The sequence below is a fragment of the Caballeronia sp. RCC_10 genome (assembly GCF_041360715.1).
In the GTDB taxonomy this organism is placed as follows: Bacteria; Pseudomonadota; Gammaproteobacteria; order Burkholderiales; family Burkholderiaceae; genus Caballeronia; species Caballeronia grimmiae.
On the sequence record NZ_JBFUPT010000039.1, the window covers coordinates 1 to 24,238 of the forward strand.

A 24,238-nucleotide genomic window follows, 5' to 3' on the forward strand; every position below is an offset into this window, starting at 1 on the left:
GGCTACCAAGCGCCGCTGCCCTTCGAAACATTAACCGTTGCTCAAGTCAGAGTGTCCACGGTTCGTGGGTAAGATCACTTGCTGCCTGTCGCTGGCGACCAGCCGAACGCGACCCATTGTCGACCATGAGTTGAGCGAATTCGGGCGCCTGTTGTCGAAGCGTCAACGGCAGTTCGAACCGTCAGTCAACGCGGATGATCGCCGGCTCCATGGTGGCGGTCGGCATCATCTGGCGCAAGCCGTCAGTCAACTACTCCGTCGCCTCATGAAGCCCTTCTGGCGGCATCGCGGGCAGACATTCGCAGATAAGGCCGAGTCGATTGCGTTACCGTGACTGCCGAAAGCAACGTGCACGCGTATCGGCAATCACGTTCTCGCTCCCCGCTGGTCTTCAGGCACAAGCCCTGGCGCGCGACGCCTACGCCGAAATCAGCCGACCTGAACTCCGCCGAGAATCTCGTCTGAACCGACCTCCAGAGGAGCGAAATTCGTCGAACGCACATAATCCGGTCGCGGCTGCTCGACTTCTTCAGGCTTGTTTTTCACCCCGTTGTAGACGACATAGACCTGCCATCGATCGTCACCGGACAGGTTGTGACCTGAAGAATGAACGATGTTGGCGTCGAAGAACACGACGGTTCCCGTGCGGCCGACGATAGGCACGGCCTTGCGATGGCTGGACAAAATCTCGAGCATGGTCGGCTTAGGCACCACGTAGAAGCGGTAACCGGTTGCCTCGTCGAACACCGGATCGAGCGAGCCCAGCTTGTGGCTTCCCGGAATGAAGTAGAGACATCCGCCCATTTCGGTCGGCTCGTCGAGCATGACCAACGCGGTTGTCATCTGCGGCTCTTTCACGCCGTCGATATGCCAGGTGCCGAAGTCTTGATGCCATTGCCAGACAGAACCGTCGATTGCCGTCTTCAAGTTGCACTTTGTGTGATAGACGTAAAGTTGGGTATCGTCGATCAGTTGTTGTGCAGGCTCGAGCAATCGGGGAGAGCGCACTGCGGAGTGGAAAACCGCCGATGCCGTCGGACTCTCGGTCTCGTGAACTTTGTAGATCGTCTTTGCGATGCCGCCGTTTTTTTCACGGACAAGATGGTCGGTGTCGATCTTCTGGATGCGGCGCAGCTCGCTCTTCATATGTCGGACCTCTTCTTCCGTGAAAAGCTCCGGCAGAACAACGAACCCATCGCGCTCGTACGCTTCCAGCTGTGACGCGGTAAGTTTCATGAGGGTCTCCTGACATGTTGGCCTGATGTCAGAATCCTAAGACCGGGCGCATCCGATGTAAAAGATATAATAAGTTGCGTATCGATACCTAAAAGGTACCCGATGGAGCTCCGTCATCTTCGCTACTTCGTAACGGTGGCACGCACACTCAACTTCACCAAGGCGGCAAATGAGCTGCACATGGCGCAGCCGCCGTTGAGCCGGCAGATACGGGAACTGGAAGAGGAAGTGGGCGTCTCGCTTCTTGAGCGCCGGGGCAAACGAGTCTTTCTTTCAGCGGCGGGGCAAGTTTTCGAAGAACGGGCAAAGCGCATTCTGGCGGAAACGAACGCCGCGATCGTGGATTCGCAACGCGCGGCGAGAGGGGAAATCGGCCGGGTGGCGGTCGGGTTCTTCGAGCACATTGCGTACACACTGCTGCCCCCGCTCTTGCGTGAATTCCAGCAGCGTTACCCTGCGGTGACAGTCGAACTTCGATGGTTTTCCTCTGCGGAACAGATCAATGCCCTGAACCGAGGCGACGTCGATCTGGCCTTCGTCCGCTCTGTGCCGACGGATACTCAACTGAACAGCGTCTTGTTGCTTCAGGAGCCGTTTTACGTTGCCATCGCAAAGGACAACCCTCTCGCAGCCAAACGGCATATTTCCATCAAAGACTGTACGCAGTTGCGCGTCATCAATTACCGGAAAGACGTCGCGCCTGACTATCACGCCACCATCAACCAGTTGTGTGCACTCGCCGGATTTTCTCCGTCCACGAGCTTCGAAATGGGGCAGATCTACGCTTCCCTTGGCCTCGTCAGCGCCGGGTTTGGTGTGACGCTCGTACCGGCGTCAGTTCAACGAACGCACATGGACAACGTCGTCTATCGTCCCCTGCGCGAACAGCACGCCAAAAGCGAGCTTTACCTTGCATGGAAGGAGCCCAATCCGCCCGCTGCGCTAGGCGCTTTCGTTAAACTCGCCTGCGAGATCGCCGCGCACGCAACGCGAAAAGCGAAGGGCGAGTAAGTACTCACCAAGCAGCTTGTAAAGGCTGGCGTCGGTTACTCAATGCTTACATCGATCGCTATCTTCTACGAAGCAGCGAAAGGCAAATTAGTAGCATAGCTAATCAATCGACCGTCAATACGCACGACGGTCGCCAAAAGAACGCTGCGGTCGGCCGCTTATCCCGCTTCGTCACCGTGTGGAACGGACGCTGCGAGAAAAGCGAGGACTGTCTTATGGAGCGCATTCGCTCCGTCTACCTTGCCTTACAGCGGTATCGGCAATGGATCGGCCCACTACTGCAGCCGAGCGTCCGCAACGCAGCGGACAAGAGACGACATGCCTATGCGCCACCTCTGCGGCAAAGCGCGTGGCAGCCAGTCTCCTCATGGTTTTCCCAGCATGGAGCGGGGTCGCGGGCGCGTATAATTTCTCGTATCAGGCAGGCAGGGGCAGCGACCGCCGACCGCTCCCTCATTCTGGATTGTGCCTAGTCAAATATTAGTAACAGCGACGGAATAGCTTATGCCCATCAAGGCAATCGAACCCCAGCGACTTTACCGGAAGATCAGCGATCAGTTGCGCGCGCTCATCATGAGCGGGGAATTCCCGGTTGGGACTCGGCTGCCGACGGAACGTGACCTGGCAGTTCAACTGGGCGTCAGTCGGCCTTCGTTGCGAGAAGCCTTGATTGCGCTCGAAGTGGAAGGTCTGATTGAGGTACGCGTCAGTTCCGGCATCTACGTGCGTGCAACGCGCCAACAGCGCAACAACGATGTGCTGGACCTGTCGAGCGAAGAAGGCCCTCTGGAACTCATCCGGGCCCGCAAGCTCGTCGAGGGTGAAGTCGCAGCGACTGCGGCGAAAACAGGGCGGGCAGCCCAATTCAAGGCCATCGAAGAAGCGATCGACGCGATGGAAACCCAGATCGCGGCGGGCATCGATCCCCTCGAGGCTGACCGGTTGTTTCACGTATCACTCGCCGAAGCAACGGGCAACAGCGTGCTGGTCGGACTGGTCACACGTCTGTTCGATGCCCGCATGGGGCCGCTCTTCGACTTGTTGAACAGTCATTTCGATACGACTGCGGTATGGGCCCAGGCAGTGGCAGAGCACAGGGCGATCCTGGCCGCGCTCCGCGCGAAGAACGCGACTGCTGCTCGTGCGGCCATGCACAAGCATATGGATTCGTCGTTCAAGCGGCTCACGTCCAGCTTGACGCAGGACGCCGCCCCGGATGACGTAACGGCGCCCGCTCGCGCCACTCGTCGCCCTTCTAAACGGCCTGCCTAGACGCACGAAGCGGTCTTGCGGCCTTCGGTAAACGCGTCGCGCGCCGTCGAGGCGAATACCTCGACAGCGCTTGGTGGCATAACCGTGGATCTCGCCGGGCCACGAATTCGCAGTGGCGTTTGCCGTTTCTTTCCTTAGCGTCGTTCCGTAGCCGTGTACCGCCTCAAAGCGTCCCGGGAAAGACTTCCCATCCTATCTAGCAGCTTGCTTGCAAGAGATTGAAAGTGCGCCGTTAGATAGCTTCAAGGCCTTTGTGCGCCGGCAACTCCGACGTACACCGCATAGATCGAACTGGTCGCTGCGATGAACAGCCGATTGCGCTTCGGTCCACCAAACGTCACGTTCGCGACAACTTCTGGAATCTTGATCTTGCCGAGCAGCTTGCCTGCCGGGGAATAGCAATGCACGCCGTCGCCAGCCGACGTCCAGACGTTGCCCTGCACATCAAGGCGAAACCCATCAGCGAGTCCCGGATCGATTTCCGCGAATACTCGCCCATTAGCCAGCGTCACGCCATCCACGACGTCGAATACGCGGATGTGATGCGGGCCGTTTTCCGTGTGCGTAGCGCCTGTATCGGCAATGTAGAGCTGGCTTTCATCCGGAGAGAAAGCGAGCCCGTTGGGCTTCAAGAAATCGTCCGCGACGACAGACAACTCGCGGCTACGCGCGTCCCATCTGTAGACATAGCAGGCGCCTATCTCACTTTGCGCCTTATAACCTTCGTAGTCGCTATGAATGCCGTAGGTCGGATCGGTGAACCAGATGCTGTCGTCGGATGCGACCACGACATCGTTAGGCGAATTGAGCCGCTTGCCCTGATACTGGTCGGCAATCACCTCGATCGTGCCGTCCGGCTGGGTACGCGTGACGCGCCGCCCGCCCTGCTCGCACGACACGAGCCGCCCTTGCCGGTCGCGCGTGTTGCCGTTGCTGTAATTCGAAAACTGGCGAAACACCGACACACCCAGGTCCGGAACCCAGCGCATCATCCGGTTATTAGGGATGTCGCTCCACACGAGAAAGTCGCCGTCCGTGAAATACACCGGTCCCTCGGCCCAGCGGCAGCCGCCATAGAGTTTCTCGACCCATGCGTTGGGAAGAATGAGTTCCCGGAATGCCGGGTCGATAATCTCGTAACCGCACCCTTCTGCTGACATTCGCGCTCCTTTTCAGTTCTTTGGTTTACTTGCGAAGATGATGATGCCGATGATGAGTACACCGGTAATGACAAGTCGAAGCCCCGCGCCGACGCCTAGCGCGTTGAGCATGGCCACCATCAGGAACAGGAACAGCGCGGCACCCCAAATCCCCGGGACACTGGCACGGCCCCCCGCGACGGCGGTGCCGCCTATGACCGTCACCGCAATCGACGACAGCATGTAGTCGTCGCCCATGTCGAGTGTCGCGCCGCCCGAGAAGGCAGCGAGCAGATATCCGGTAAGGGCCGCCAGCACGGCGCAGACAGCGTAGGTGAAGTAGCGCGTGCGCTCGACCCTGACGCCGGCCAGGCGCGCGGCGCCCGCGTTCTGGCCAATGGCTGACAGCGAGCGGCCATACACGGTGCGAGTCGTCACGTAGCCGAGCGCAACAGCCAGCGCAACGACCCCGATAGCCGTGTAGGGCACGCCCATCACGCGGCCGTTCGCGAAAGCGACGAGCGTGGACGGCGGTGCCGCGCGTGCGCCCTCGTTGTAGCTGATCGCCATGGACTGAATCAGAAAGCTCGACGACATGGTCGCGATGATCGGCGGAATCCGCAGCAAGCGTATCAGGCCGTAATTGAAAGTCCCGACCACGATACCGACAGCGACGGCGGCGAGCGCGCCGGCCACGATCATTTGGCTTTCCCCGCCCATCAACTGCATCGAGACAACGCCCGCAAGGGTAATCGTCGAAGGCACGGACAGGTCGATGTTGCCCGGGCCCGAAGTGATGACGAGCATCTGCCCCAGGCCGACCAGAACCAGGAACACCGAGAACGCCAATGCCGCAGCGACGATGCCGCCGGCGCCCTGCCCCCGGACGCCGCCGATGGTAATCAGCCACACCATCAAGGCGCCGGCATACGACCACAGCCAGGGTTTGCTCAGGGTCGTCCGAACCGCCAAGAACGGACTCATGCTCGCGTCCGTCCGATCACTGCCCGCAGGGACAACACTATGATGAGAATCACGCCTTGCGCTCCGATTTGCCATGTTGGTGAGATTTCCAGAAATGAAAGCAGCGATGCTGCAAGCGTTAGCGTCAGTGCTCCGATGACCGCGCCACACGGAGAGATTCTTCCGCCGACGAATTCACCGCCGCCGAGAATGACCGCTGCGATAGAAATCATCGTGTAACGCAATGCGATGTTTGCATCCGCCGAGGTCGTGAAGCCAACCAGCGTCAGTCCCGACAGCACGCCGAAAATGCCCGCTAGTGCGTACATCAGGCCACGCGCCCACAGCAGCGACCAGCCGGCGCGAGCCAGCGCGCGACCATTACCGCCGGCGCCGCGCAAGAGCGTGCCCCACGCTGAGCGCATGAGGAAAAAGTGCGTCGCCACAGCAATGACCACGGCAGCCACTAAAGGAAACGGGATCACCGGCGTATGCCACTGAACCAGCTGCTGCAGCCACTCGGGCGTGCTGCCGCCAGGAGTCGGCATCAGCAGGAGCGCTAGTCCGAGCCAGACAAACGACATCCCGAGCGTCACGACGATAGAGGGCAGGTTGCGCCACTCGATCAGCATCCCGATTGCGCAATACACCAGCACACACCCCACGAGCACAGCAATGCCCAAGACAGTGCTCTGTTGCAGGACCGAGGCGCCGACGCACGCTACGAAGCTGACGAAGCTTCCGATAGAAAGATCGAGGTCATTCACGGTGATGACGCACATCTGGGCCATCGTCGCGAGCACGATTGGAACGGCCAGGCTAATCAGCGTGTTGATGCCGAAATAGCTGAAGGTCTGCGGTTGCAGATAGAACATCGGCAACACCACGATCAGCAGCGAGAGCACCGGCAATGCTGCGCGCAGCCGCGCGGGCTGGAGCAATGCGTTCACAGCGCCACCTCCTCGAATGAAGCCTTGATCACCTTGTCCTCCGAAAACTCGTCAGCAGAAAAACAGCCTGTCACCTGCCCGCTGCGAAATACATAGACGCGATCGCAATAGACCAGTTCGTCGAGCTCAGTCGAGTACCAGAGAAAAGTCCGCCCTTGCTCCGCTTCGCTTTGGATCAACCGATAGACCTCGAGTTTGGTGCCGATATCGACGCCCCGCAGCGGATCATCCATTAGCACGATATCGGCGTCGGCTGCGAGGGCCCGTGCGAATAGAACCTTCTGCTGGTTGCCCCCGGATAGCGACAATATCGGTTGATTCATGTCCAGGGTCTTGATGCGCACACGGTCCCGCCACGCTTGTCCGAGCGCAGCTTCCGACTCGAGCGAAATGAACCCTGCGCGCGACAGCCGCGCGGTTGCGCTAATCGACAGATTGGCGCCGATCGACCAGGACGGGAAAACACCGTCTCTAGCGCGATCTCCCGCGACGAAAGCAACCGTGCCGTTTGCGATCGACGATCCTCGCCGGGCTTGCTCGAACACCTCGAGCAGCACTTCCGTCTGACCATGACCAGCAAGTCCTGCAAGGCCGATGATTTCGCCCTTGCGTGCGGTAACGCGTTCCCCTTTGACTGCAAGATCCACGCGTAGCTCGCCTGTGTTGCTCATGCGTGCGGGAGCGCTACCGTGAGTCTCGGTAGCCACGTTGCCCATCGCGGCGACCAGTTCGTTCTTGGTCGCCCCTCGATTGAACGTCGCGACGACACGTCCGTCGCGCATCACGACGCTGCGATCAGCGGCGCGCACGATTTCACCCAGCATGTGCGAAATCAGAATGACTGCCTGCTGCCGCGCAGTTGCGGTCTGCACGTAGTTCAGTAACTGGTCAGCCGTTGTCGAGTCGAGGCTCGAGGTCGGTTCGTCGAGCAGCACGAGCTTGACCGGTACGTCTACTTCCGTGAACGCCCGCGCGATTTCGACCATCTGAAGCTGCGTGAGCGTCAGGTCGCTCGTCACCGCGTCCGATCGAATGCCATGGTCCGGAAAAATCTCGTCGAGCTTTTCCGTGATGAGACGCGCGGCGCGCCTGCGCCAGCCCCACCCCGACAGCCCATGGTGCAGTACGCGCACGTTCTCGGCTACGGTCAGGTTGGGACACAGCGACAGCTCCTGAAATACACAACGAATTCCCGACAAATGAGCATCATTGACAGAATGCGCAGCGACCTTCCGGTCGCCGATTCGCATCTCTCCGCTGTCGATCGCGAGCGTGCCCGCAAGAATGTTCATCAGCGTGGATTTGCCGGCGCCGTTGTGCCCGAGCAGCCCGACGCATTCGCCGCTCTCGACGGCGAAATTCAGACCATCGAGCACATGGTTGCTGCCGAAGTGCTTATGAATGTCGGTGAGTGAAACGATCGTGCTGGACATGCTTATCTCTCGAATCGTCGAAGAATGCGCGCGGGGAATTCACCCCGCGCGCCGTGAGGAGGCCGGCGACCTCTTCACTCAATGCTTCGGCATGCTGTCGACCAGCTTCACCACATCGTCCTGTGTGTACTCGACGTTCGTTACGCCGCCCGGCTGGGTTTTCTTGAGCATGTCATCGAGGTTGCTCTGCTCGACCATGACCAGGGGCACGATGACGTCGTGCGGCATCTTCTTTCCAGCAAGCACTTGCTGCGCAACCCAGAATGCGAAGGTCGAGATGCCCGGCGCGATGGAAACGGACATCGTCTGATACCCTTCTTTCGATTGCTGCTTCCACCAGTCGAGCTCCTCATAGCGATTGCCCATGATGATGACCGGCACCGGTCGGCCGGCTGCCTTGAACGCCTGCGCTGCACCGTAACCGTCGCCCCCCTGAGTGACGATGGCATCGATCTTGGGAAGCGTCGGCAGAATACCCGTCACCTCTTTTTGCGCCACGGTCTGAGTCCAGTTGCCATAGACCGTACCAACCGTCTTGAACCCGTTATGTTTCTGCAGCCCGCTCGCGATGCCCCCGTGGATCTGTTCGTCGATCGACGAACCGGCGATGCCTCGAATCTCGAGCAGATTCCCGGACTTGACCCTCTCGCTGAGGTAGTCCAGCTGCATCTCGCCCATCTTCTTGTAGTCGACGACCACCCGGTATGCGCATGGTTCGGTCACGATTCCATCGAAGGACACGACTACGATGCCCGCGTTGCATGCCTGTTTGATGACGCCGTTGAGCGCAGTCGGCGACGCAGCGTCGATAGCGATGGCTTTGTATCCCTGCAGGATCAGGTTCTGGACCTGCTGCGCCTGTTCGGTAATCTGGTTCCCTGAAGTTGTGAAAGCAGATGCGCCTGCAATGATCCCCGCCTTGGTCGCCGCCGTGGAAGCGTTGTTCCAGCTCTTGAGCATCGCTTGACGCCACGAATTGCCAGCGTAGTTGTTCGACAACGCGATCTTGGCTTGCGACGTATTGCCCGTAGCGACTTGCGCATGGACGGTCGACGTCGCGGCGCCCAGTGCAAGCGCGGCGACAACCCGCGCGACACGCTTGAATTTATCGTTATGCATCCGATTCCTCTTGATTGAATGATGTTGCGTAGTTAGCTGCCCTTCCCGGCGCGGCTATGCTGCGGCTGCCATTTATCTTCCTTCCACGACCACGTACGAAGGACGTCCGTTGCGCACCCAATCGACCAGATTCTGTGCCGCCTTGCGCCGCAATTCGGCGCCGGCAACAACTGAATAGAACGCCGCATGCGGCGAGATCAGCACACGGGGATGCTGCACGACGCGTGAGTGTGTTTCTGGCGGCTCGACGGGGAGAACGTCCAGTGCTGCGCCGTCGAGCTTTCCGCTGTTGAGCGCCGTCAGCACGTCGTCGATGTTCACGACTCCACCGCGTGAGGTGTTGACGAGATAGCTCCCAGGCTTCATCAAGTCCAGCAGCGCGGCATTCACCAAGCCTGTCGTGTCTCGAGTGAGCGGCACGTGCAAAGACACGGCGTCGGCCCGTTCAAAGAGCGTCCGCAGGTCCACGCGTTCTACATACGGGGGGAAATCGCCGTCGATCAGATGGGGGTCGAAGGCCACGACATGAGCGAAACTGTCACGGGCAATGTGTGCCATCCGCTTGCCGATACGACCAAGTCCGACGATGCCGAGCGTCATGTCCGAGGCCCGCTTCAGTCGCCCGGAACTAGCGTAGTGCCAGTTCCCCGCCTTGACATCACGGTCGTAAAGGACCACGTGACGCACCAGTGCCAATGTCATCGCGAACGCATGGGTTGCAACTTCGCCCACGCCGTAGTCCGGGGAATTTGCTACCCATACGCCGTGTCGGCCGGCATCGACGGTGTTCACCGTATCGAAGCCTGCGCCAAACCTGCTAACGATCCGGACCTCCGGCCTTGCAGCGAAAACCCGCTCGTTGATTGGCGCGTATTGAACGAGAAGGCCTTGGCAGCCTTCGGCCGCAGCAATGACATCTTCCTCAGTACGGCATTGGGCGACGACCACCTCGATTCCCGCTTTCTCAAAGAGTGACTTCTCGATTTCCAAGTCCGGGAAGTCGTAGTCGGTAATTAACACTCGCATTTTTTCTTTTCGGTCTATGGACGAGGGAGCAGTGTAGGGATCGGTCGCCGATTGGCAAATTGGTAAAACCACTTAGCCAATTCTGCCACATGACGGTTTCTTTGCCGACCTCTCCAACGCTCCCTGATCAACCGCCCGGGATTACTTGCGCTGATCGACCGGTTCGCGCGACGCCTCGTCGAGATCGGTTTGCGTGCGGACAATCGCATCGCGCAGATGCCATCGAAAGAGAGAGTCGCGGAGAGGGTCGATCCAACGCCGGTCTATCTGCCAACGGAAAATGATGCTTCGCTAAGGGCGGTGTGCGATTTTTCGGAGGGAGCTTCGTGCAGGAACTCCGGAGTACGGCCAACGTGGCGCGCCTGGGACTCGCGTAGCGTGCAGTGGTCAGGGCTTCCCGCTGATGCTGCCGCTGGATTCGCGTTTGCATCGCGCCGATGCGGTCGGCGACGTGTTACGCGCATGCGTCCCACGCCACTATGTGAATGAAGCCCACGCGCCGGGCGCCCCGCCGCGCAAAGCGGGTTTCTTGATGCACGTTAATGCACAGGCGCTAACCGGCACGGAGCTCAGGCGCCTAAGCGCACGTTTTAGTTAGGAATATGAATATCGTCCGTTCGCTACGAAATCCGGATCGCTCGTGAGCGCACATACAGCCGGCCCGAGACTGATTGAGGAATTGGCTCAATGCAATGCCACCCCGTCTGACGCGTAATAAAATTCGAACAACTAACGATTCATTGCCCGCGCGAGGCACGAATGATTTCTCCGCACCCCTCAGCCGACGAACGGCAGCTTGCGCTCACGAGCCTCCGTCAGCATCGATACGGTGATCTTCCGCACCTCTAGCTTGCTCTGCGTGATGTGCGCGCGTAACAGCATGGCCGCCTCGCCGCACTTGCCGCGATCAATGAAGCGCAGCATCTTCGCATGCTCGTCATAAGTGGCGCTGGTGCGATGCGGCTTCAGAAAATCCAGCCGCCGCACGATGCGAATGCGCTCCGTCACTTCGTTATGCACGCGCAGCACTTCCCCGTTGCCACTCGCGCGCACGAGTCCGCGATGAAAGTTCTCGTCCATGCCGAACAGGGCGACAGGATCGCTTTCGCGCGCTTCGACCGGCACACACCAGATGGACTTCAGCGCTTCGATTTCCGCATGCGGCGGCACGGCGGCGGCGAGCTTTTCGATCGATGCGGTCTCCAGCACTATCCGCAAATCGTAAAGCTGATCGAGCTGCGCGAAGTTGATCTCCGAGACTTTCCAGCCGCGCCTGAAGCCGACTTCGAGATAGCCTTCGCGCAACAGCCGAAATAGCGCATCGCGCATCGGCGTACGCGACACGCCGTAATATTGCGCGATGTCGGTCTCCGAAAAACGATCGCCCGGAAACAGGCGAAAGCTGAAGATGTCCTGCTTCAACTGCTGGTAGACCTGTTCGGCAAGCGGATTGGCGCTCTGAATGGCGCGCACGGCACTGGTGTCCGTGAGTTTGGGCGAGTTGATTCGGTGTCTCCGGCAATGCCTCTTTCAGGGCTTCTCGATAAGGCTCACATGCGCCGCAACGACGATCCATCCCGCAAACGCGTTCGATGCATCGCCCACGCGCGCCCATGTCTGCATCTGGCGTCCAAGCAAGGGCGTGGCGTCGCTCGTGAATTCAGTGCTGACGGTGGCATAGTCCGCGCCGAACGTGGTCACCACCGTGCGATGCAAACGGCGCGAACGCGGCACCGGCGCGCACGTTTCGCGCCAGCGGCGAATTGCATCGCCGCCATGCTGGACTTCGGCAATGCCGTATCGTACCGTTTCCGGCGCGTGCCAGAACAGCGCGTTCATGGTTTCGACGTCGTTTTCGACGAGCGCCTTTTCATATGCGACGAACGCGCGCTCGACTTCGGCCACGGTTTCTGAATGATTCAATTCCATCAGTTCTCCGATAGATCATCGAGCGTTGCCGTCCATCCGACAATGCCGCCTTGCGAGCGCATCATCTCGATGGTCGCAGCCTTGAAGGCTGGAATGTAGCTCGCGGTCGCGTCTTCGATCAGCACGCATTCGTAGCCGCGATCGTTCGCTTCGCGCATGCTCGTCTGCACGCACACCTCGGTCGTGACGCCCGCGAACACGAGATGCGTGATGCCGCGTTGCGCCAGTTCCTCGCCGAGACGCGTCGCGTAGAACGCGCCTTTGCCCGGCTTGTCGATGAGAATCTCGCCCGCAACGGGCGCGACCGCATCGACGATGGCATTGCCCGGTTCGCCGCGCACGAGAATCCGGCCCATCGGTCCCATATCGCCAATCCGCGCCTGCGGTGCGCCGCGTAGCCGCTTCGCATCCGGACAATCCGATAGATCTGGCGCATGCGACTCGCGCGTATGCACGACGAGCCAGCCGCGATCGCGCGCATGTTCGAGCAGCCGCGCGACGGCCGGCACGATCGAAGCAAGCAGCGATACATCGTTGCCGAGGGCTTCGCCGAAGCCGCCCGGCTCGATGAAGTCGCGCTGCATGTCGATGACGATCAGCGCCGTATGCGATGCATCGAACGAGAATGGAGACGGTCGGGCGCGCGTTAGCACAGGCATCGAGTCAGCCCTCGTAGCGGCGTTCAGGCTTCGAATATCCGCATGACGTCCCGTCTTTTACGGCCACTTCGTCTTCCCATGGCAGACGATATTCGCCACGCACCATGTCCTGCATGAACGTGTACGGACAGTCCTGCGCGCCGCCCTTCACGGCCACATAGCCTCGATGCCCGAACTGATAGATGTTGTTCTCCACGCCCCAGTGAACGCGCGCTTCGCGCACGAGGTCGGGGCGCATCTCGCACGTGATGATTTCATCGGGACGATGACTGCCTTCGACCATCACGGTACCGTCGAAATCGCAGAACATGCCTTCGCCCATTGAGTCGAACGTGCCGTCGCTGCCGCACAGACACACGCTCGCGGTCTGCGCCAGGTTCTGGAATGCGTTCGACTGATTGGTAATCTTCCATGCGTGACGGATGGGCGCGGTATAGCCTGCCGTGCGCAGAATGATTTCCGCGCCCTTGTAAGCGGCCTCGCGCGCCATCTCGGGAAACATGCCGTCATGGCAGATGATCAGCGACAACCTGGCGCCCTTCGGCCCAATGCAGACCGGCACGCCCACGTTACCCGGCTCCCACGGCTCCACCGGAACCCACGGATGCAGCTTGCGATAGTAAAGCTGAATCTCGCCGCCATCGTCGATGACAATGCCGCTGTTATAAGGGTTGCCGCCCGGATTGCGCTCCATGATCGAGAAGCATCCCCAGATCCGATGCTCGATGCACGCGGCCTTCAGCGCCGCGATCTCGGGACCGTCGAGCGAACACATGATGGCATCGTCCGTGGACATCGACAGGCCGTGCAGCATGTATTCCGGGAACACGACGAGATCCATCGCCGGATTATTGCGCCGCGCTTTTCCGACCAGTTCGACGATGCGCCGCGTCTGTGCGGCCAGTTGCTCCGGTGTCGCGACATCGGGATTCTGCAACTGCACGAGACCGACGACGATGCCTTGCGGCGACTTGTTCAATCCACCCAGACCGCTCGAACTCATTCTTCCTTGCTCCTTATGCGTGGACGGTGACGGGTTCGGCCGCATCGCGCGTGGCGCTTTCGACGTGGCCCGCCATGTGTCTTCCCAACGCGACGCGATCCGCGCCGCTTGCAGCCGTTTCGTGCACCAGTCGCCCTTCCGCGATTACGGCGATACGGTCGGCCAGTTCCAGCAGTTCATCGAGGTCTTCGCTGACGAGCAGCACCGCAGCGCCGGCATCGCGTGCGGCGAGAATGCGCGCATGAATGTCCGCGACCGATGCGAAGTCCAGTCCGAACACCGGATTCGCGACGATCAGCACATCGACCGCTTGCCCAAGCTCGCGAGCGAGCACGGCGCGCTGCACATTGCCGCCGGACAGCGTACCGATGGCGCGCGCGGGCACCGGCGGTCTCACATTGAATTCGGCGATTCGACGTTCGGCGCGTTCGCGCATCGCGCGGCGATCGAGACGCCAGCCGTGGCGCTTCATCGGTGCGCGGTCGAAGTCGCGTAGAGCAAGGTTCTCCGCAATGCTCATATTGGCGACGCAAGCATTGCGCAGCGGTTCTTCGGGCAACGCAAACACGCGCAGCCGAGTCATCTCTTCACGGGTCGCGCGATACGGCTCTCCGAGCATGCGCATCTCGCCGCTCTGCACGCGGCGCTGGCCGACGAGTGCTTCGATCAGTTCCTTCTGCCCATTACCCGATACGCCTGCGATGCCGAGTATCTCGCCCGACCTCACGCTCAGCGATACGTCGCGCACCGCCATATGTCCGCGATCGTCGATGACGTTGAGCTTCGAAAGCGCCAGGCGTACTGGCGAATCCGCCTTGAGCGGCCTACGTTCAGACGGCGTCCGGGCGAGTTCGGGATCGTCCACCTTCGCGGTTTCACCGCTCATCATCCACGCGGCCAGCTCGTCGCGGCTCGTGTCCGCCACCGCGCTGGTACCGACGAGTTGGCCCTTGCGCAACACCGTGACATCGTCCGCGTACGCCATCACTTCGCGGAACTTGTGCGTGATCATCAGCACCGTCAGTTCGCCGCGCGTGGCGAGATCGCGCATCAGGCCGAGCACTTCGTCGGCTTCCTGCGGCGTGAGAACGGACGTGGGTTCGTCGAGAATGAGAAAACGCTGCTGCAAATAAAGCTGTTTCAGGATTTCGAGTTTCTGCTTTTCTCCCGCGGCAAGGCTTGCGACGGGCGCATCGAGCGGCAGGCGAAACGGCATCGAGTGCATGAACGCATCGAGCGCGCCGCGCTCCTTCGCCCAGTTGATCTTCCACGGCAACCGTCCGCGCGCGAGCAGCAGGTTCTCCTCGACCGACAAGCCCGCTGCCAGCGTGAAGTGCTGATACACCATGCCGATGCCGAGCGCCTGCGCATCGCGCGGCGACGCGATACGCACTTGCCGCGCATCCGCGATGATCTCGCCTTCGTCGAGCACGCCATAGCCTACGAGCCCTTTCACGAGCGTGCTCTTGCCCGCGCCGTTCTCGCCGAGCAGCGCGTGCACGGTGCCGGCTCGCACCTTGAGCGTCACGTCGTCGAGCGCGGTGAACGCGCCGAAACGCTTCGTCGCACCGAGCACTTCCACGCCCATCGCCTTGGTCGGAGCGTTCATGGTCAGCGTCCCAGCGCAGCGAGCAGCGCCTTAGAATCCGATACCGTGCCGAATACGCCGCCCTGCATCAACACCATGTTGAGCGCTGCGTCGTGATTGCCGTGATCGGTCGCGCCGCAGCAGTCCGCGAGAATCGTGCATTCGAAGCCGCGGTCGTTTGCTTCGCGCATCGTCGTGTGAACGCAGACATCGGTGGTGATGCCAGTCAGCACCAGATTGACGATGCCGCGCGTACGCAAGACCATCTCCAGGTCGGTCGCACAGAACGAACCTTTCCCCGGCTTATCGATGACGATCTCGCCTTCAACCGGCTTCAACTCGTCGATGATTTCCCAGCCGGGTTCGCCACGCACCAGAATCTTTCCGCACGGACCGTCGTCGCCGATACCGACGCCATTCGTTCCCGCGCGCCGGCTTCTCCATCGCTTGTTGGCGGGCAGGTCCGACAGATCCGGCCGATGCCCCTCGCGCGTATGAATGATCGTGAAGCCCTGCTCGCGCATAAGCGTGAGCACATTGCGGATCGGCTGGATGGGCGCGCGCGTCATCGACAGGTCGTAGCCCATCTTGTCGACGTAACCGCCAATACCGCAAAAATCCGTCTGCATGTCGATGATGACGAGCGCGGTATTGTCCGGCCGCAGATTGCCGTCGTAAGGCCACGGATAGGGACGTGCTTCGATGAAGCGGGTCATGTGTTGGGCTCCGTGATTCATGCTTCAACGTGTGAGACTGAGTTCGCCCGGCGCACCGGCCAGCGTGCGGTCGGGGCGGCAATTGACGATCATGATGACGAGCGTCAGCACGTAAGGCGCGGCGTTGAAGAGGTAGTAACCGCTCGTCACGCCGATGGCCTGCAACGCCGGGCCGAGCGCGCCCGCCGCGCCGAAGATCAGCGCGGCCCAGAGGCATCGCACAGGCTGCCAACGCGCGAAGATGACGAGCGCGACGGCCATCAGGCCTTGGCCGCTCGACAAGCCTTCGTTCCAGCTCCCCGGATAAACCAGCGACAAATACGCACCGCCCACGCCCGCGAAGAAACCGCCGACCGTCGTCGCTAGAATGCGCACCCGCGTGATCGGATATCCCATTGCGCGAGCGTTTTCCGCGTTCTCGCCGACGAGCCGCAACGCCATGCCCCAGCGCGTATGACGCAAGCCCCATTGCAACGCGAACGCCAGCGCCACGCCGATGATGAACAGCGGATTGACGTGCAACGCGTTGTGCAATTGCGGCGACGACGCCCACGCGCCGAGATCGATCGACGGCAGCATCGGCGCTTGCGGCTCGATGAACGGCTTGCCGAGATAAAACGCGAGGCCGGTCCCGACCAGCATCAACGCGATGCCGAACGCAATGTCCGACACGCGCGGCAACGAGCAGACGAGACCGTGCAGACAGCCGAGTAGCAGTCCGGCGCTACCGGCCGCGAGCACGCCGAGCCACGGCGAGCCTGAGAGATACGCGCCGGCGTAACCGGTCATCGCACCTGAAACCAGGATGCCCTCGAGGCCGAGATTGACGCGCCCGCCCTTCTCCGTCAGACATTCGCCGATGCTCACGAACAAGTAAGGCGTGCTCACGCGAATGGCGCCCGCGAACAGCGACAGCAACAACACGGCGATGGGTGAATGTGCATCAGACATGCGTACCCTCCAGTCGAACCGATGCACGCGCGACCGACATCGCCTGCAATCTGATGCGCCATGCGGCGAGGCGGCCACCCATCGCTTCCCACGCGAGCAGGTGGGCGAACAGCAAGCCTTGCAGGACGAGCGTGGTCGCATCGGGCAACCCCAGGCGGCGCTGCAGCAGCGAACCGCTCGCTTCGATGCCGCCGACGAGCACGGCGCAGAAGATGATCGCGAGCGGGTTCTGACGCGCCGCGAACGCGACGAGAATGCCCGCATACCCATAACCTGCCAGCAGCGACGCGTTCGCACTTCCCTGCACCGCCGTGACTTCGAACATGCCCGCGAGACCCGCTGCCGCGCCGCCCATTGCGCAAGCTGCGATGGCGAGCCTGTTCACCGGCAGGCCGACGAGCTTCGCCGCGTGATTGTTGCCGCCTGCAATGCGCATCGCGAAGCCTTTGGTGCTGTGACGCACGAACACCCATGCCGCGACGCATGCGAGCGCGCCCCAGAACAGGCCCCAGTGCACATCGAGACCCGGCAATGAGCCGATGGCGAACGCATCGGGAACGGGCGGCGTCGAAGGCTTGTTGAGGCTCGCGGGATCGCGCAACGGGCCTTCGACGAGATGCTTGAACAACGCAATCGCGATATAGGACATCAACAGACTGCTGATGGTCTCGTTCACGCCGCGCAGTTGCCGCATTGCGCCGACCGCGCCGATCCACACGCTGCCCGCGATCATGCCCGCGAGCGCGATCAACGGTGCACCGACGAACCACGGCATCGCGGCGGGCACGAGCGTCGCGACGACCGCTGAAGCGAGTCCGCCCAACGCAAGCGCCCCCTCGCCACCAATCACGATAAGCCCGACCTGCGCAGGCAACGCGACGCACAACGCGGTGAGCATCAACGGCGCAGCACGCAGCAATGTGCTTTGCCACGCGAACGACGAGCCGAATGCGCCTTGCGCGATCAGCACGAGCGCATCATCGGCAGGTTGGCCTTGCACGAGCAGGAACAGCGAAAACATCACCAGTGTGCCGATGAGCGCGCACAACGTCGGCAACGCAGGCAACGCGCCCAGCGCCACACGCGGTAACAGAGGATAGGAACGCATACCGGCTCCGCAAACGAAAGAATCAGATCTGCCCGACGACACCAGCGACGAGATAGTTCATGCTTTCCAGCTTGATGTCGGTCTGCGCGTAAGCCGTGCCCGATGCAATGGCGCTGTCGCCTTTGTTGTCCTTCATCGGGCCTTTAAAGATCACGTAATCGCCCGCGACCATCTTCGATTTGATGGCGTCGGCTTTGCCCTTTGCATCGGTGGTGACCTTCGCGCCGTACGGCGACATTTTCACGAAGCCTTCCTTCAGGCCGCCGCGCAGGATATTCGGCTGCGGCTTGCCGGCTTGCGCATCGGTGACGAGTGCCTTGTACGGCGTCGCCCAGTCCCACTCCGCGCCCGTGAGATAACCCTTCGGCGCGAGCGCAGCCTGACTCGCGTGATAGCCGCAACTCATCGCGCCGCGCTTCTCCGCCGTTTCGATGACGACCTTCGGGCCATCGACGTGACAGGTCAGCACATCGCATCCCTGATCGACGAGACTGTTGGCCGCTTCGGCTTCCTTGACCGGCATCGACCAGTCGCCGGTGAAAATGACGTGCGTGGTGATCGATGGATCCACCGACTGCGCGCCGAGCGTGAACGCGTTGATATTGCGCAGCACTTGCGGAATCGGCTTTGCGGCGACGAAGCCGAGCTTCTTGCTCTTGCTCGCGTGGCCCGCGACGACGCCGTTGAGGTACTGACATTCGTCGATATAGCCGAAGTAACTCCCGATGTTCGGCGGATTGCCCTGCTTCCACAAGCCGCCGCAATGCGCGAAGCGGACCTTCGGATACTTCGCGGCCATCTTGAGCACGTGCGGGTCGAAGTAGCCGAACGACGTCGCGAAGATGAGCGTCGCGCCGTCCTGCTCGATCATCGCTTCCATCGTCTTTTGCACGGCGACGGTTTCGGGCACGTTCTCTTCCTCGACCACTTTCACGCCCGGCATCTTCTTAATGATCGCAGTCGCCTGCGCCTGCGCCTGGTTATAGCCGTAATCGCCTTTCGCGCCCACGTAGATCACGCCGACGGTGAGATTGCTTGCGCCGAAGGCGAGATCGAACGGCAACGCGCTGCCGAGGGCGAGCGCGCCCGCGCCTTTGATGAAGTGGCGGCGATTGGTCATGATATGGCTTCCTGTGTGGGTTGATCGTTGGATGAGGAGACAAGCCTGTGCCGATACGCACGCCAGCCGCCGAATGAAGTGATATCGAGCGCGCCGCTCCCAGGCGCGACGGCGGCCGGTTCGCAGATGAAGCCCTTGACGACGCGGCCATCGGCGGTCGTGACGGTGCCGATGCCGAGCGGCGCCGGGATTGCTGCGACGAATGCGCCGAAGGTGCGCACGGGCATGTCCCACAGTTCGATGGCGATCGAGCGTCCTTCTGCCTGACTGCGCACGAGCCCCGGCTTGGGCGGCTGGGTATCGGCGAGTGCGTAGAGCGCATAGTGCGGCGACGTGACGGTCTCTTCGACGAACCGCGCGCCCGCCTGCTTCATCTGCCATTCGAGCGGCATGCCGCGAAGATGTGCGCCGACGACGGCGAGCGTGACGCTCGGTTCCTGAAGCGGCAGCGGCTCGATGCTGACATCCGCAAGCGCCTGGATCTGCGCGCCGAGCACGGCAAGCCGCCAGTCCGCGCCCGCTGGACCTATCAACGTGATGCCCGCAGGCAAGCCGTCGGCGCGTGGCAGACACGGCACGGCGAGCGCGCAGAGATCGAGCAGATTGACGAAGTTCGTGTAGATGCCAAGCCGGCTGTTCACTTCGACCGGGTTCGCCTGCACTTCTGCGATGGTCGGATGCGTCGGCGTGGTCGGAACGATCAGGATATCGAAGCGTTCGAACAGGGCATCCGCTTCGCGCTTCAGCAGCGTAAGTTCGTACTGGCCGTTGAAGGCGTCGGCGGCGGATACCCCATCGGCCTTACTTATGACCTTGGCTACGGTCGGATCGATGTCTGCGCGATTCGTCACGAAGAACTCGCCCAGCGCGGCGCGCCTTTCCGCGACCCACGGGCCGTCGTAAAGCAGCGCGGCGGTGCGCTGCATTGGCGCGAAAGGGAACGTTGCAGGTTCGACCTTCAGATGATCGAGCGTCGCGGCGAAGGCATCGGCGGCTTGCGTGTCGCCGAAGAATTCGAGCGTGTCGGGGATCGCGACGCGCGGTGCACCGCGCAACAGTCCGAGCGATGCGACGCGGCGCGAAAATCCGTCGCGTGCATCGAATGCGGCCATCTGTTGCAGCACGAGCCATGCATCGGCGACGTCGTGCGCGAAGATCGACAGCGTATCCAGGCTTCTGCACGCGGGCACGACGCCGCGCTTGCTGACGAGGCCCAACGTCGGCTTCAGTCCGACAATGCCGTTGAAGCCCGCAGGCACGCGGCCCGAGCCGGCGGTATCGGTGCCAAGCGAGAAGGCGACGATGCCTTGCGCCACGGTCACCGCCGAACCTGAACTGGATCCGCCCGATACATACTCTTGATGATTCACCTGCCGCACCGCACCGAACGGCGAACGCGTGCCGACGAGCCCGGTCGCGAACTGATCGAGGTTGGTCTTGCCGATCAGGATCGCGCCTGCATCGATCAGACGCTGCACGGCGAATGCGGTCTCGTTCGGCGTATAGGCGAACGCGGGACATGCGGCGGACGTCGGCAAACCCGCGATATCGATGTTGTCCTTCACCGCAAACGGCACGCCGAACAACGGCTTGCGCTCGAAGATCGCAGCGCCCTGTTCGACGAGTTCGCGTGCGAGTTCGCTCGCTGTGGCTTGAAGATCGGATGCCGGAACGACGAGTGTCCACGCTTCAGGCCGCTTGCTCGCTTCGATACGTGCGAGCGTCATGGTGATGACTTGCAGCGGATCGGTATCGCCGCGTGCGTAAGCATCGACGAGTGAGCGAACGGTGAAAGGCAGGTCGGCTGCGGTTGCTTTCATGAGTTCAAACTTGAATACAAGTCGAAATTCACATCGCACTCTTCATGCCAGCGCTTACTTTCTCATGCAAAACAATAGCTTGGCGGTGTGTCGCTGCCTTGAGGAAAATTGGCGTACGCCATTCGAGGTCACGACTCACTCGCGCGTGGTGCGCACGATCCCGTTTGCGGTGCAAGCCGATAACGAAGCCTGCCAGTAACATGCCCTCTCTTGCCGTCCAACGCCAAGGGAGTGACGATGGCCGAACAACCGACAGTCGCGATCGTGGGACAGGGAGCAATCGGCACGACCATCGCCGCGGCACATCACGAGGTTGACCGCACGCCGGCAAGCTTTTGGCCGCATCGTGCGTGAGTCCGTGGAACTGCGCATCGATGGCGGCAACATCTAGATTCCTGAACCGGTGCAGATTGATCCGGGTGCCATCGAGAATACGTTCGGCCTGGTCTTCGCCGCTGTCAAATCCACGCAGACGAAGCGGCCGCGCCATGGGTGTCCGCCCTGTGCAGCGCGGAGACAGTCGCCTGAATACTTGAGAACGGCGTCGAGCAGAAGCGCACCGGCTGCGGTCAACGCATTGGCCTTATGGCGTTAGTGCGCCGTCGTGATGAAGACTTTCCCTTTTTGGATCAGTGTGTTCGCGGGAGGCGTGCGAATGTTTCTCGCCGATTGCGCCCCTAGATCTTTGCACTGCCGCCGGGTGCAGCTATCTCTTCGCCTGCGAATGTCCCCGAACGGCCGAATCTTTGGCAGTGTACCGGCAGGCGTTTCCCCCTTCCAGTGAGCAAAACTCGATGCGCGCCGGCGCACATAAGGGGCTTGAACAGGGCCGACGCACCGCCTACAGTTAGCTTCGGACTTCTAGCGGAATCAAGCACCCCTTTAATTTAGGTATATCAAACGAAGGATGCGATATGGAGAGCGCGCCAGCGTCCGAATTCAGTCACGCCACGTCTCCCGACAGGCTGCTGCAGATAGGCATGGGCTTCTGGGCATCGAAGACACTCCTGTCCGCGGTTGAGCTCGGTGTTTTTACAGAACTTGCGAACCGTCCCCGCGAAGCGTCGGAGCTTGCGAGTGCACTCGGCCTGCATCCACGTTCGGCGCACGACTTCCTGGATGCTCTAGTCGCGCTTCATTTGCTGGACCGTGAAGGATCCGTGTATCACAACACGCCTGAGACCGACCTCTTTCTCGATAAGGGCAAGCCCAGCTATATCGGCGGCCTGCTGGAGATGGCGAATGCACGGCTTTATCCGTTCTGGGGCTCGCTGACCGAAGCACTCGTCACCGGACTTCCGCAAAACGAGGCAAAGCGCGGTGGCAATCCGTTTGACGCGATTTACCGCGATGAAGCGTCGTTGCGCGGCTTCCTCCAGGCAATGACCGGCGTCAGCCTGGGCGCGGCGCGCGCGATCGCACAACAGTTCCCGTGGGCTGAATACAGCACGTTTATCGACATCGGCGCAGCGCAAGGCGCCCTGCCAGTGCAGGTTGCCCTCGCGCATGAGCATCTGACAGGTGGCGGTTTCGACTTGCCGGCCGTCGAGCCAGTCTTCAACGGGTATGTCGCCGAACACGGCCTGACAGAGCGGCTGCGCTTCTATCCGGGCGACTTCTTCAAGGACGAATGCCCGTCGGCCGATGTGCTGGTCATGGGCCACATCCTGCATGACTGGGGGTTGCCGCAGAAGCTTGAACTGCTTAGCAAGTGCTACGCCGCCTTGCCGACGGGCGGGGCGCTCATCGTGTACGACGCGGTAATCGACGACGAACGTCGCAAGAACGTTTTCGGCTTGTTGATGAGTTTGAACATGCTCATTGAGACACCGGGCGGGTTCGACTACACGGGTGCACAGTGTCGGCAATGGATGGAGGAAACTGGTTTTAAAGCAGTGCGCATTGAGGCACTGGTCGGACCGGATTCAATGGTCATTGGTTTCAAGTGACCGGCACCTGATCGTTGCGCTTTACCCTCGACGCGACGCAAGCGCGCGAGCGACGATGGTGAGAGAGTTTCGATTCAGACCTGTCAGTCTCGATGGTTGCGCGCCAGCACGGCGTCCATCCGAACCAGCCGATTCGATTGAACACAACCCGCCAACCGTGTCCTCTCCCCTTGCCTGAATCGGCGACCCGACCGGCACGGGGTGAAGTCACGGGCGAATGCCGGCTTTCGTCTTCACCAGCGCGTCCCATGGAGTCGGGTCCGGAAATATCTCTCGCAGGAAGCCCACGAACGCCTTGACAGCCGGATTGCTCCGTCGACTCTCCGGCCATAACGCATGCAAGTGGAATCGATCATGCGCAAACTGGGAAAGCACCGGCATCAATTCCCCTCGCGCAACATATGGCGCGGCAATATAGGTTGCGGAGATGCCAATGCCCGCGCCTGCGACAAGCGCTGCAGCAATCGCATCGCTCGCATCGATGATGAGGCCCGAGGGCGGCGTGAACTCCAGCACCCTGTCACCCATGTCGAACGGCCACGCAGCCTCCTGTCCCGATGACTGATACCTGAAGTTGATGCAGTCGTGCTCCGCGAGATCGTTCGGATGTGTTGGCAAGCCGCGCTCCTGAATATAGGCGGGCGAGGCAAACGCGCATATGCGGTGCGGCGCAAGCCGGCGCACGATCAGGCGTGCGTCTCCAGGGTCGCCCACTCGAATAGCGACATCCACGCCTTCGTCGATCAGGTCGACGTAGCGGTCGTTCAGCCGAAGGTCGACGCTCACCTTCGGATAGCGCCTTCGAAAGCTCGGCATGGCGGCGGCCAGTATATGCACGCCCACCGGCAACGGCGCTGCGACCTTGATGATGCCCGCAGGCTCTGCGCGCGCCGCTGCCACGCCCTGCTCGATGCCTTCCGCCTCGCGAAGCAGACGCTGGGTGCGTTCCAGGAGGTCGCGTCCCTCGGGTGTAAGCCTTAGTGAGCGTGTGGTTCGACTAAAGAGTCGAAGACCGAAATGCTGTTCCAAACGCTGCACGCTCTTGCTAACCGCAGACGGCGAGACCCCAAGCGCCCTGGCGGCGGCCGTATAGCTCCCAAGCGACGCAGCGCGGGCGAACGCAATCAAGCCTGTCAGTCTTTCTATCGCTATTTGTTCCATCATGGCACGGCGGTTTCAAGGTTGAAGCGCAACAGCGAATTTAATGTTTAGAGCCATGAGGTTGAGCTGCGGAAGCGAGTGTGGC

At 61.2% G+C, this 24,238-nt stretch carries 21 protein-coding genes; 3 read left to right on the forward strand and 18 right to left on the reverse strand.

All coding sequences use genetic code 11. The annotated features are described in order from the left end of the window. Positions 1–429 precede the first annotated feature (429 nt). Entirely contained in the window at positions 430–1,236 is an 807-nt protein-coding gene (locus tag AB6804_RS28840; protein ID WP_370889358.1) for a phytanoyl-CoA dioxygenase family protein, read from the reverse strand. 102 nt (positions 1,237–1,338) lie between these two features. On the opposite strand from AB6804_RS28840, the gene AB6804_RS28845 reads away from it, so the two are divergent. Together AB6804_RS28845 and AB6804_RS28850 are read left to right on the forward strand one after the other, a co-directional pair. Beyond that, the gene (locus AB6804_RS28845) at positions 1,339–2,247 is read left to right on the forward strand and encodes a LysR family transcriptional regulator (protein ID WP_370889359.1); all 909 of its coding nucleotides are present in this window, start codon (positions 1,339–1,341) and stop codon (positions 2,245–2,247) included. A gap of 504 nt (positions 2,248–2,751) precedes the next feature. Then, positions 2,752–3,519 carry a FadR/GntR family transcriptional regulator gene (locus AB6804_RS28850; RefSeq protein ID WP_370889360.1) on the forward strand — a complete coding sequence of 256 codons (768 nt, stop codon included), beginning with the start codon at positions 2,752–2,754 and terminating at the stop codon, positions 3,517–3,519. Between the two features lie 242 nt (positions 3,520–3,761). Here AB6804_RS28850 and AB6804_RS28855 read toward each other — a convergent pair whose 3' ends face one another. The 16 genes from AB6804_RS28855 to atzF all read right to left on the reverse strand — a co-directional run bounded on the left by AB6804_RS28855 (position 3,762) and on the right by atzF (position 21,043). Next, positions 3,762–4,679, reverse strand: coding sequence for an SMP-30/gluconolactonase/LRE family protein (locus AB6804_RS28855; protein WP_370889361.1), 918 nt, complete (start codon positions 4,677–4,679; stop codon positions 3,762–3,764). 12 nt (positions 4,680–4,691) lie between these two features. Beyond that, a complete protein-coding gene (locus tag AB6804_RS28860; RefSeq protein ID WP_035963214.1) occupies positions 4,692–5,642 on the reverse strand; it encodes an ABC transporter permease in 951 nt (316 codons plus the stop codon). Further along, positions 5,639–6,496, reverse strand: coding sequence for an ABC transporter permease (locus AB6804_RS28865; RefSeq protein WP_370889377.1), 858 nt, complete (start codon positions 6,494–6,496; stop codon positions 5,639–5,641). The genes AB6804_RS28860 and AB6804_RS28865 overlap by 4 nt, the downstream gene beginning before the upstream one ends. Before the next feature lie 71 nt (positions 6,497–6,567). Further along, a complete protein-coding gene (locus AB6804_RS28870) occupies positions 6,568–8,004 on the reverse strand; it encodes a sugar ABC transporter ATP-binding protein (protein ID WP_370889362.1) in 1,437 nt (478 codons plus the stop codon). A gap of 78 nt (positions 8,005–8,082) precedes the next feature. Continuing rightward, the gene (locus AB6804_RS28875) at positions 8,083–9,123 is read right to left on the reverse strand and encodes an ABC transporter substrate-binding protein (protein WP_370889363.1); all 1,041 of its coding nucleotides are present in this window, start codon (positions 9,121–9,123) and stop codon (positions 8,083–8,085) included. Positions 9,124–9,195: 72 nt separating this feature from the next. After that, on the reverse strand, positions 9,196–10,149 hold the full coding sequence (locus tag AB6804_RS28880) for a C-terminal binding protein (protein ID WP_370889364.1): 954 nt from the start codon (positions 10,147–10,149) through the stop codon (positions 9,196–9,198). Between the two features lie 777 nt (positions 10,150–10,926). Further along, the gene (locus tag AB6804_RS28885) at positions 10,927–11,622 is read right to left on the reverse strand and encodes a GntR family transcriptional regulator (RefSeq protein ID WP_370889365.1); all 696 of its coding nucleotides are present in this window, start codon (positions 11,620–11,622) and stop codon (positions 10,927–10,929) included. 57 nt (positions 11,623–11,679) lie between these two features. Further along, positions 11,680–12,078 (reverse strand): oxalurate catabolism protein HpxZ, encoded by a 399-nt coding sequence (hpxZ, locus tag AB6804_RS28890; protein ID WP_370889366.1) that lies wholly within the window; start codon positions 12,076–12,078, stop codon positions 11,680–11,682. Further along, positions 12,078–12,737, reverse strand: a complete 660-nt coding sequence (locus AB6804_RS28895) for a cysteine hydrolase family protein (RefSeq protein ID WP_370889367.1) — start codon at positions 12,735–12,737, stop codon at positions 12,078–12,080. The genes hpxZ and AB6804_RS28895 overlap by 1 nt, the downstream gene beginning before the upstream one ends. A gap of 4 nt (positions 12,738–12,741) precedes the next feature. Continuing rightward, on the reverse strand, positions 12,742–13,740 hold the full coding sequence (locus AB6804_RS28900; RefSeq protein ID WP_370889368.1) for a formamidase: 999 nt from the start codon (positions 13,738–13,740) through the stop codon (positions 12,742–12,744). A 13-nt stretch (positions 13,741–13,753) separates the two neighbouring features. Further along, the gene (locus AB6804_RS28905; protein WP_370889369.1) at positions 13,754–15,349 is read right to left on the reverse strand and encodes an ABC transporter ATP-binding protein; all 1,596 of its coding nucleotides are present in this window, start codon (positions 15,347–15,349) and stop codon (positions 13,754–13,756) included. Positions 15,350–15,351: 2 nt separating this feature from the next. Further along, on the reverse strand, positions 15,352–16,044 hold the full coding sequence (locus AB6804_RS28910) for a cysteine hydrolase family protein (RefSeq protein WP_370889370.1): 693 nt from the start codon (positions 16,042–16,044) through the stop codon (positions 15,352–15,354). A 24-nt stretch (positions 16,045–16,068) separates the two neighbouring features. Then, positions 16,069–16,995, reverse strand: a complete 927-nt coding sequence (locus AB6804_RS28915; protein WP_370889371.1) for an ABC transporter permease — start codon at positions 16,993–16,995, stop codon at positions 16,069–16,071. Beyond that, the gene (locus AB6804_RS28920) at positions 16,988–18,103 is read right to left on the reverse strand and encodes an ABC transporter permease (RefSeq protein WP_370889372.1); all 1,116 of its coding nucleotides are present in this window, start codon (positions 18,101–18,103) and stop codon (positions 16,988–16,990) included. Before AB6804_RS28920 ends, AB6804_RS28915 begins: the two co-directional genes overlap by 8 nt. Positions 18,104–18,125: 22 nt before the next feature. Beyond that, positions 18,126–19,223, reverse strand: a complete 1,098-nt coding sequence (locus AB6804_RS28925) for a BMP family ABC transporter substrate-binding protein (protein WP_370889373.1) — start codon at positions 19,221–19,223, stop codon at positions 18,126–18,128. Further along, positions 19,220–21,043 carry an allophanate hydrolase gene (gene atzF, locus AB6804_RS28930; RefSeq protein ID WP_370889374.1) on the reverse strand — a complete coding sequence of 608 codons (1,824 nt, stop codon included), beginning with the start codon at positions 21,041–21,043 and terminating at the stop codon, positions 19,220–19,222. Before atzF ends, AB6804_RS28925 begins: the two co-directional genes overlap by 4 nt. A gap of 914 nt (positions 21,044–21,957) precedes the next feature. On the opposite strand from atzF, the gene AB6804_RS28935 reads away from it, so the two are divergent. Further along, on the forward strand, positions 21,958–22,992 hold the full coding sequence (locus tag AB6804_RS28935) for a methyltransferase (RefSeq protein WP_370889375.1): 1,035 nt from the start codon (positions 21,958–21,960) through the stop codon (positions 22,990–22,992). A 207-nt stretch (positions 22,993–23,199) separates the two neighbouring features. Here AB6804_RS28935 and AB6804_RS28940 read toward each other — a convergent pair whose 3' ends face one another. Further along, positions 23,200–24,120 (reverse strand): LysR family transcriptional regulator, encoded by a 921-nt coding sequence (locus tag AB6804_RS28940; protein WP_370889376.1) that lies wholly within the window; start codon positions 24,118–24,120, stop codon positions 23,200–23,202. Between the last annotated feature and the right edge of the window lie 118 nt (positions 24,121–24,238).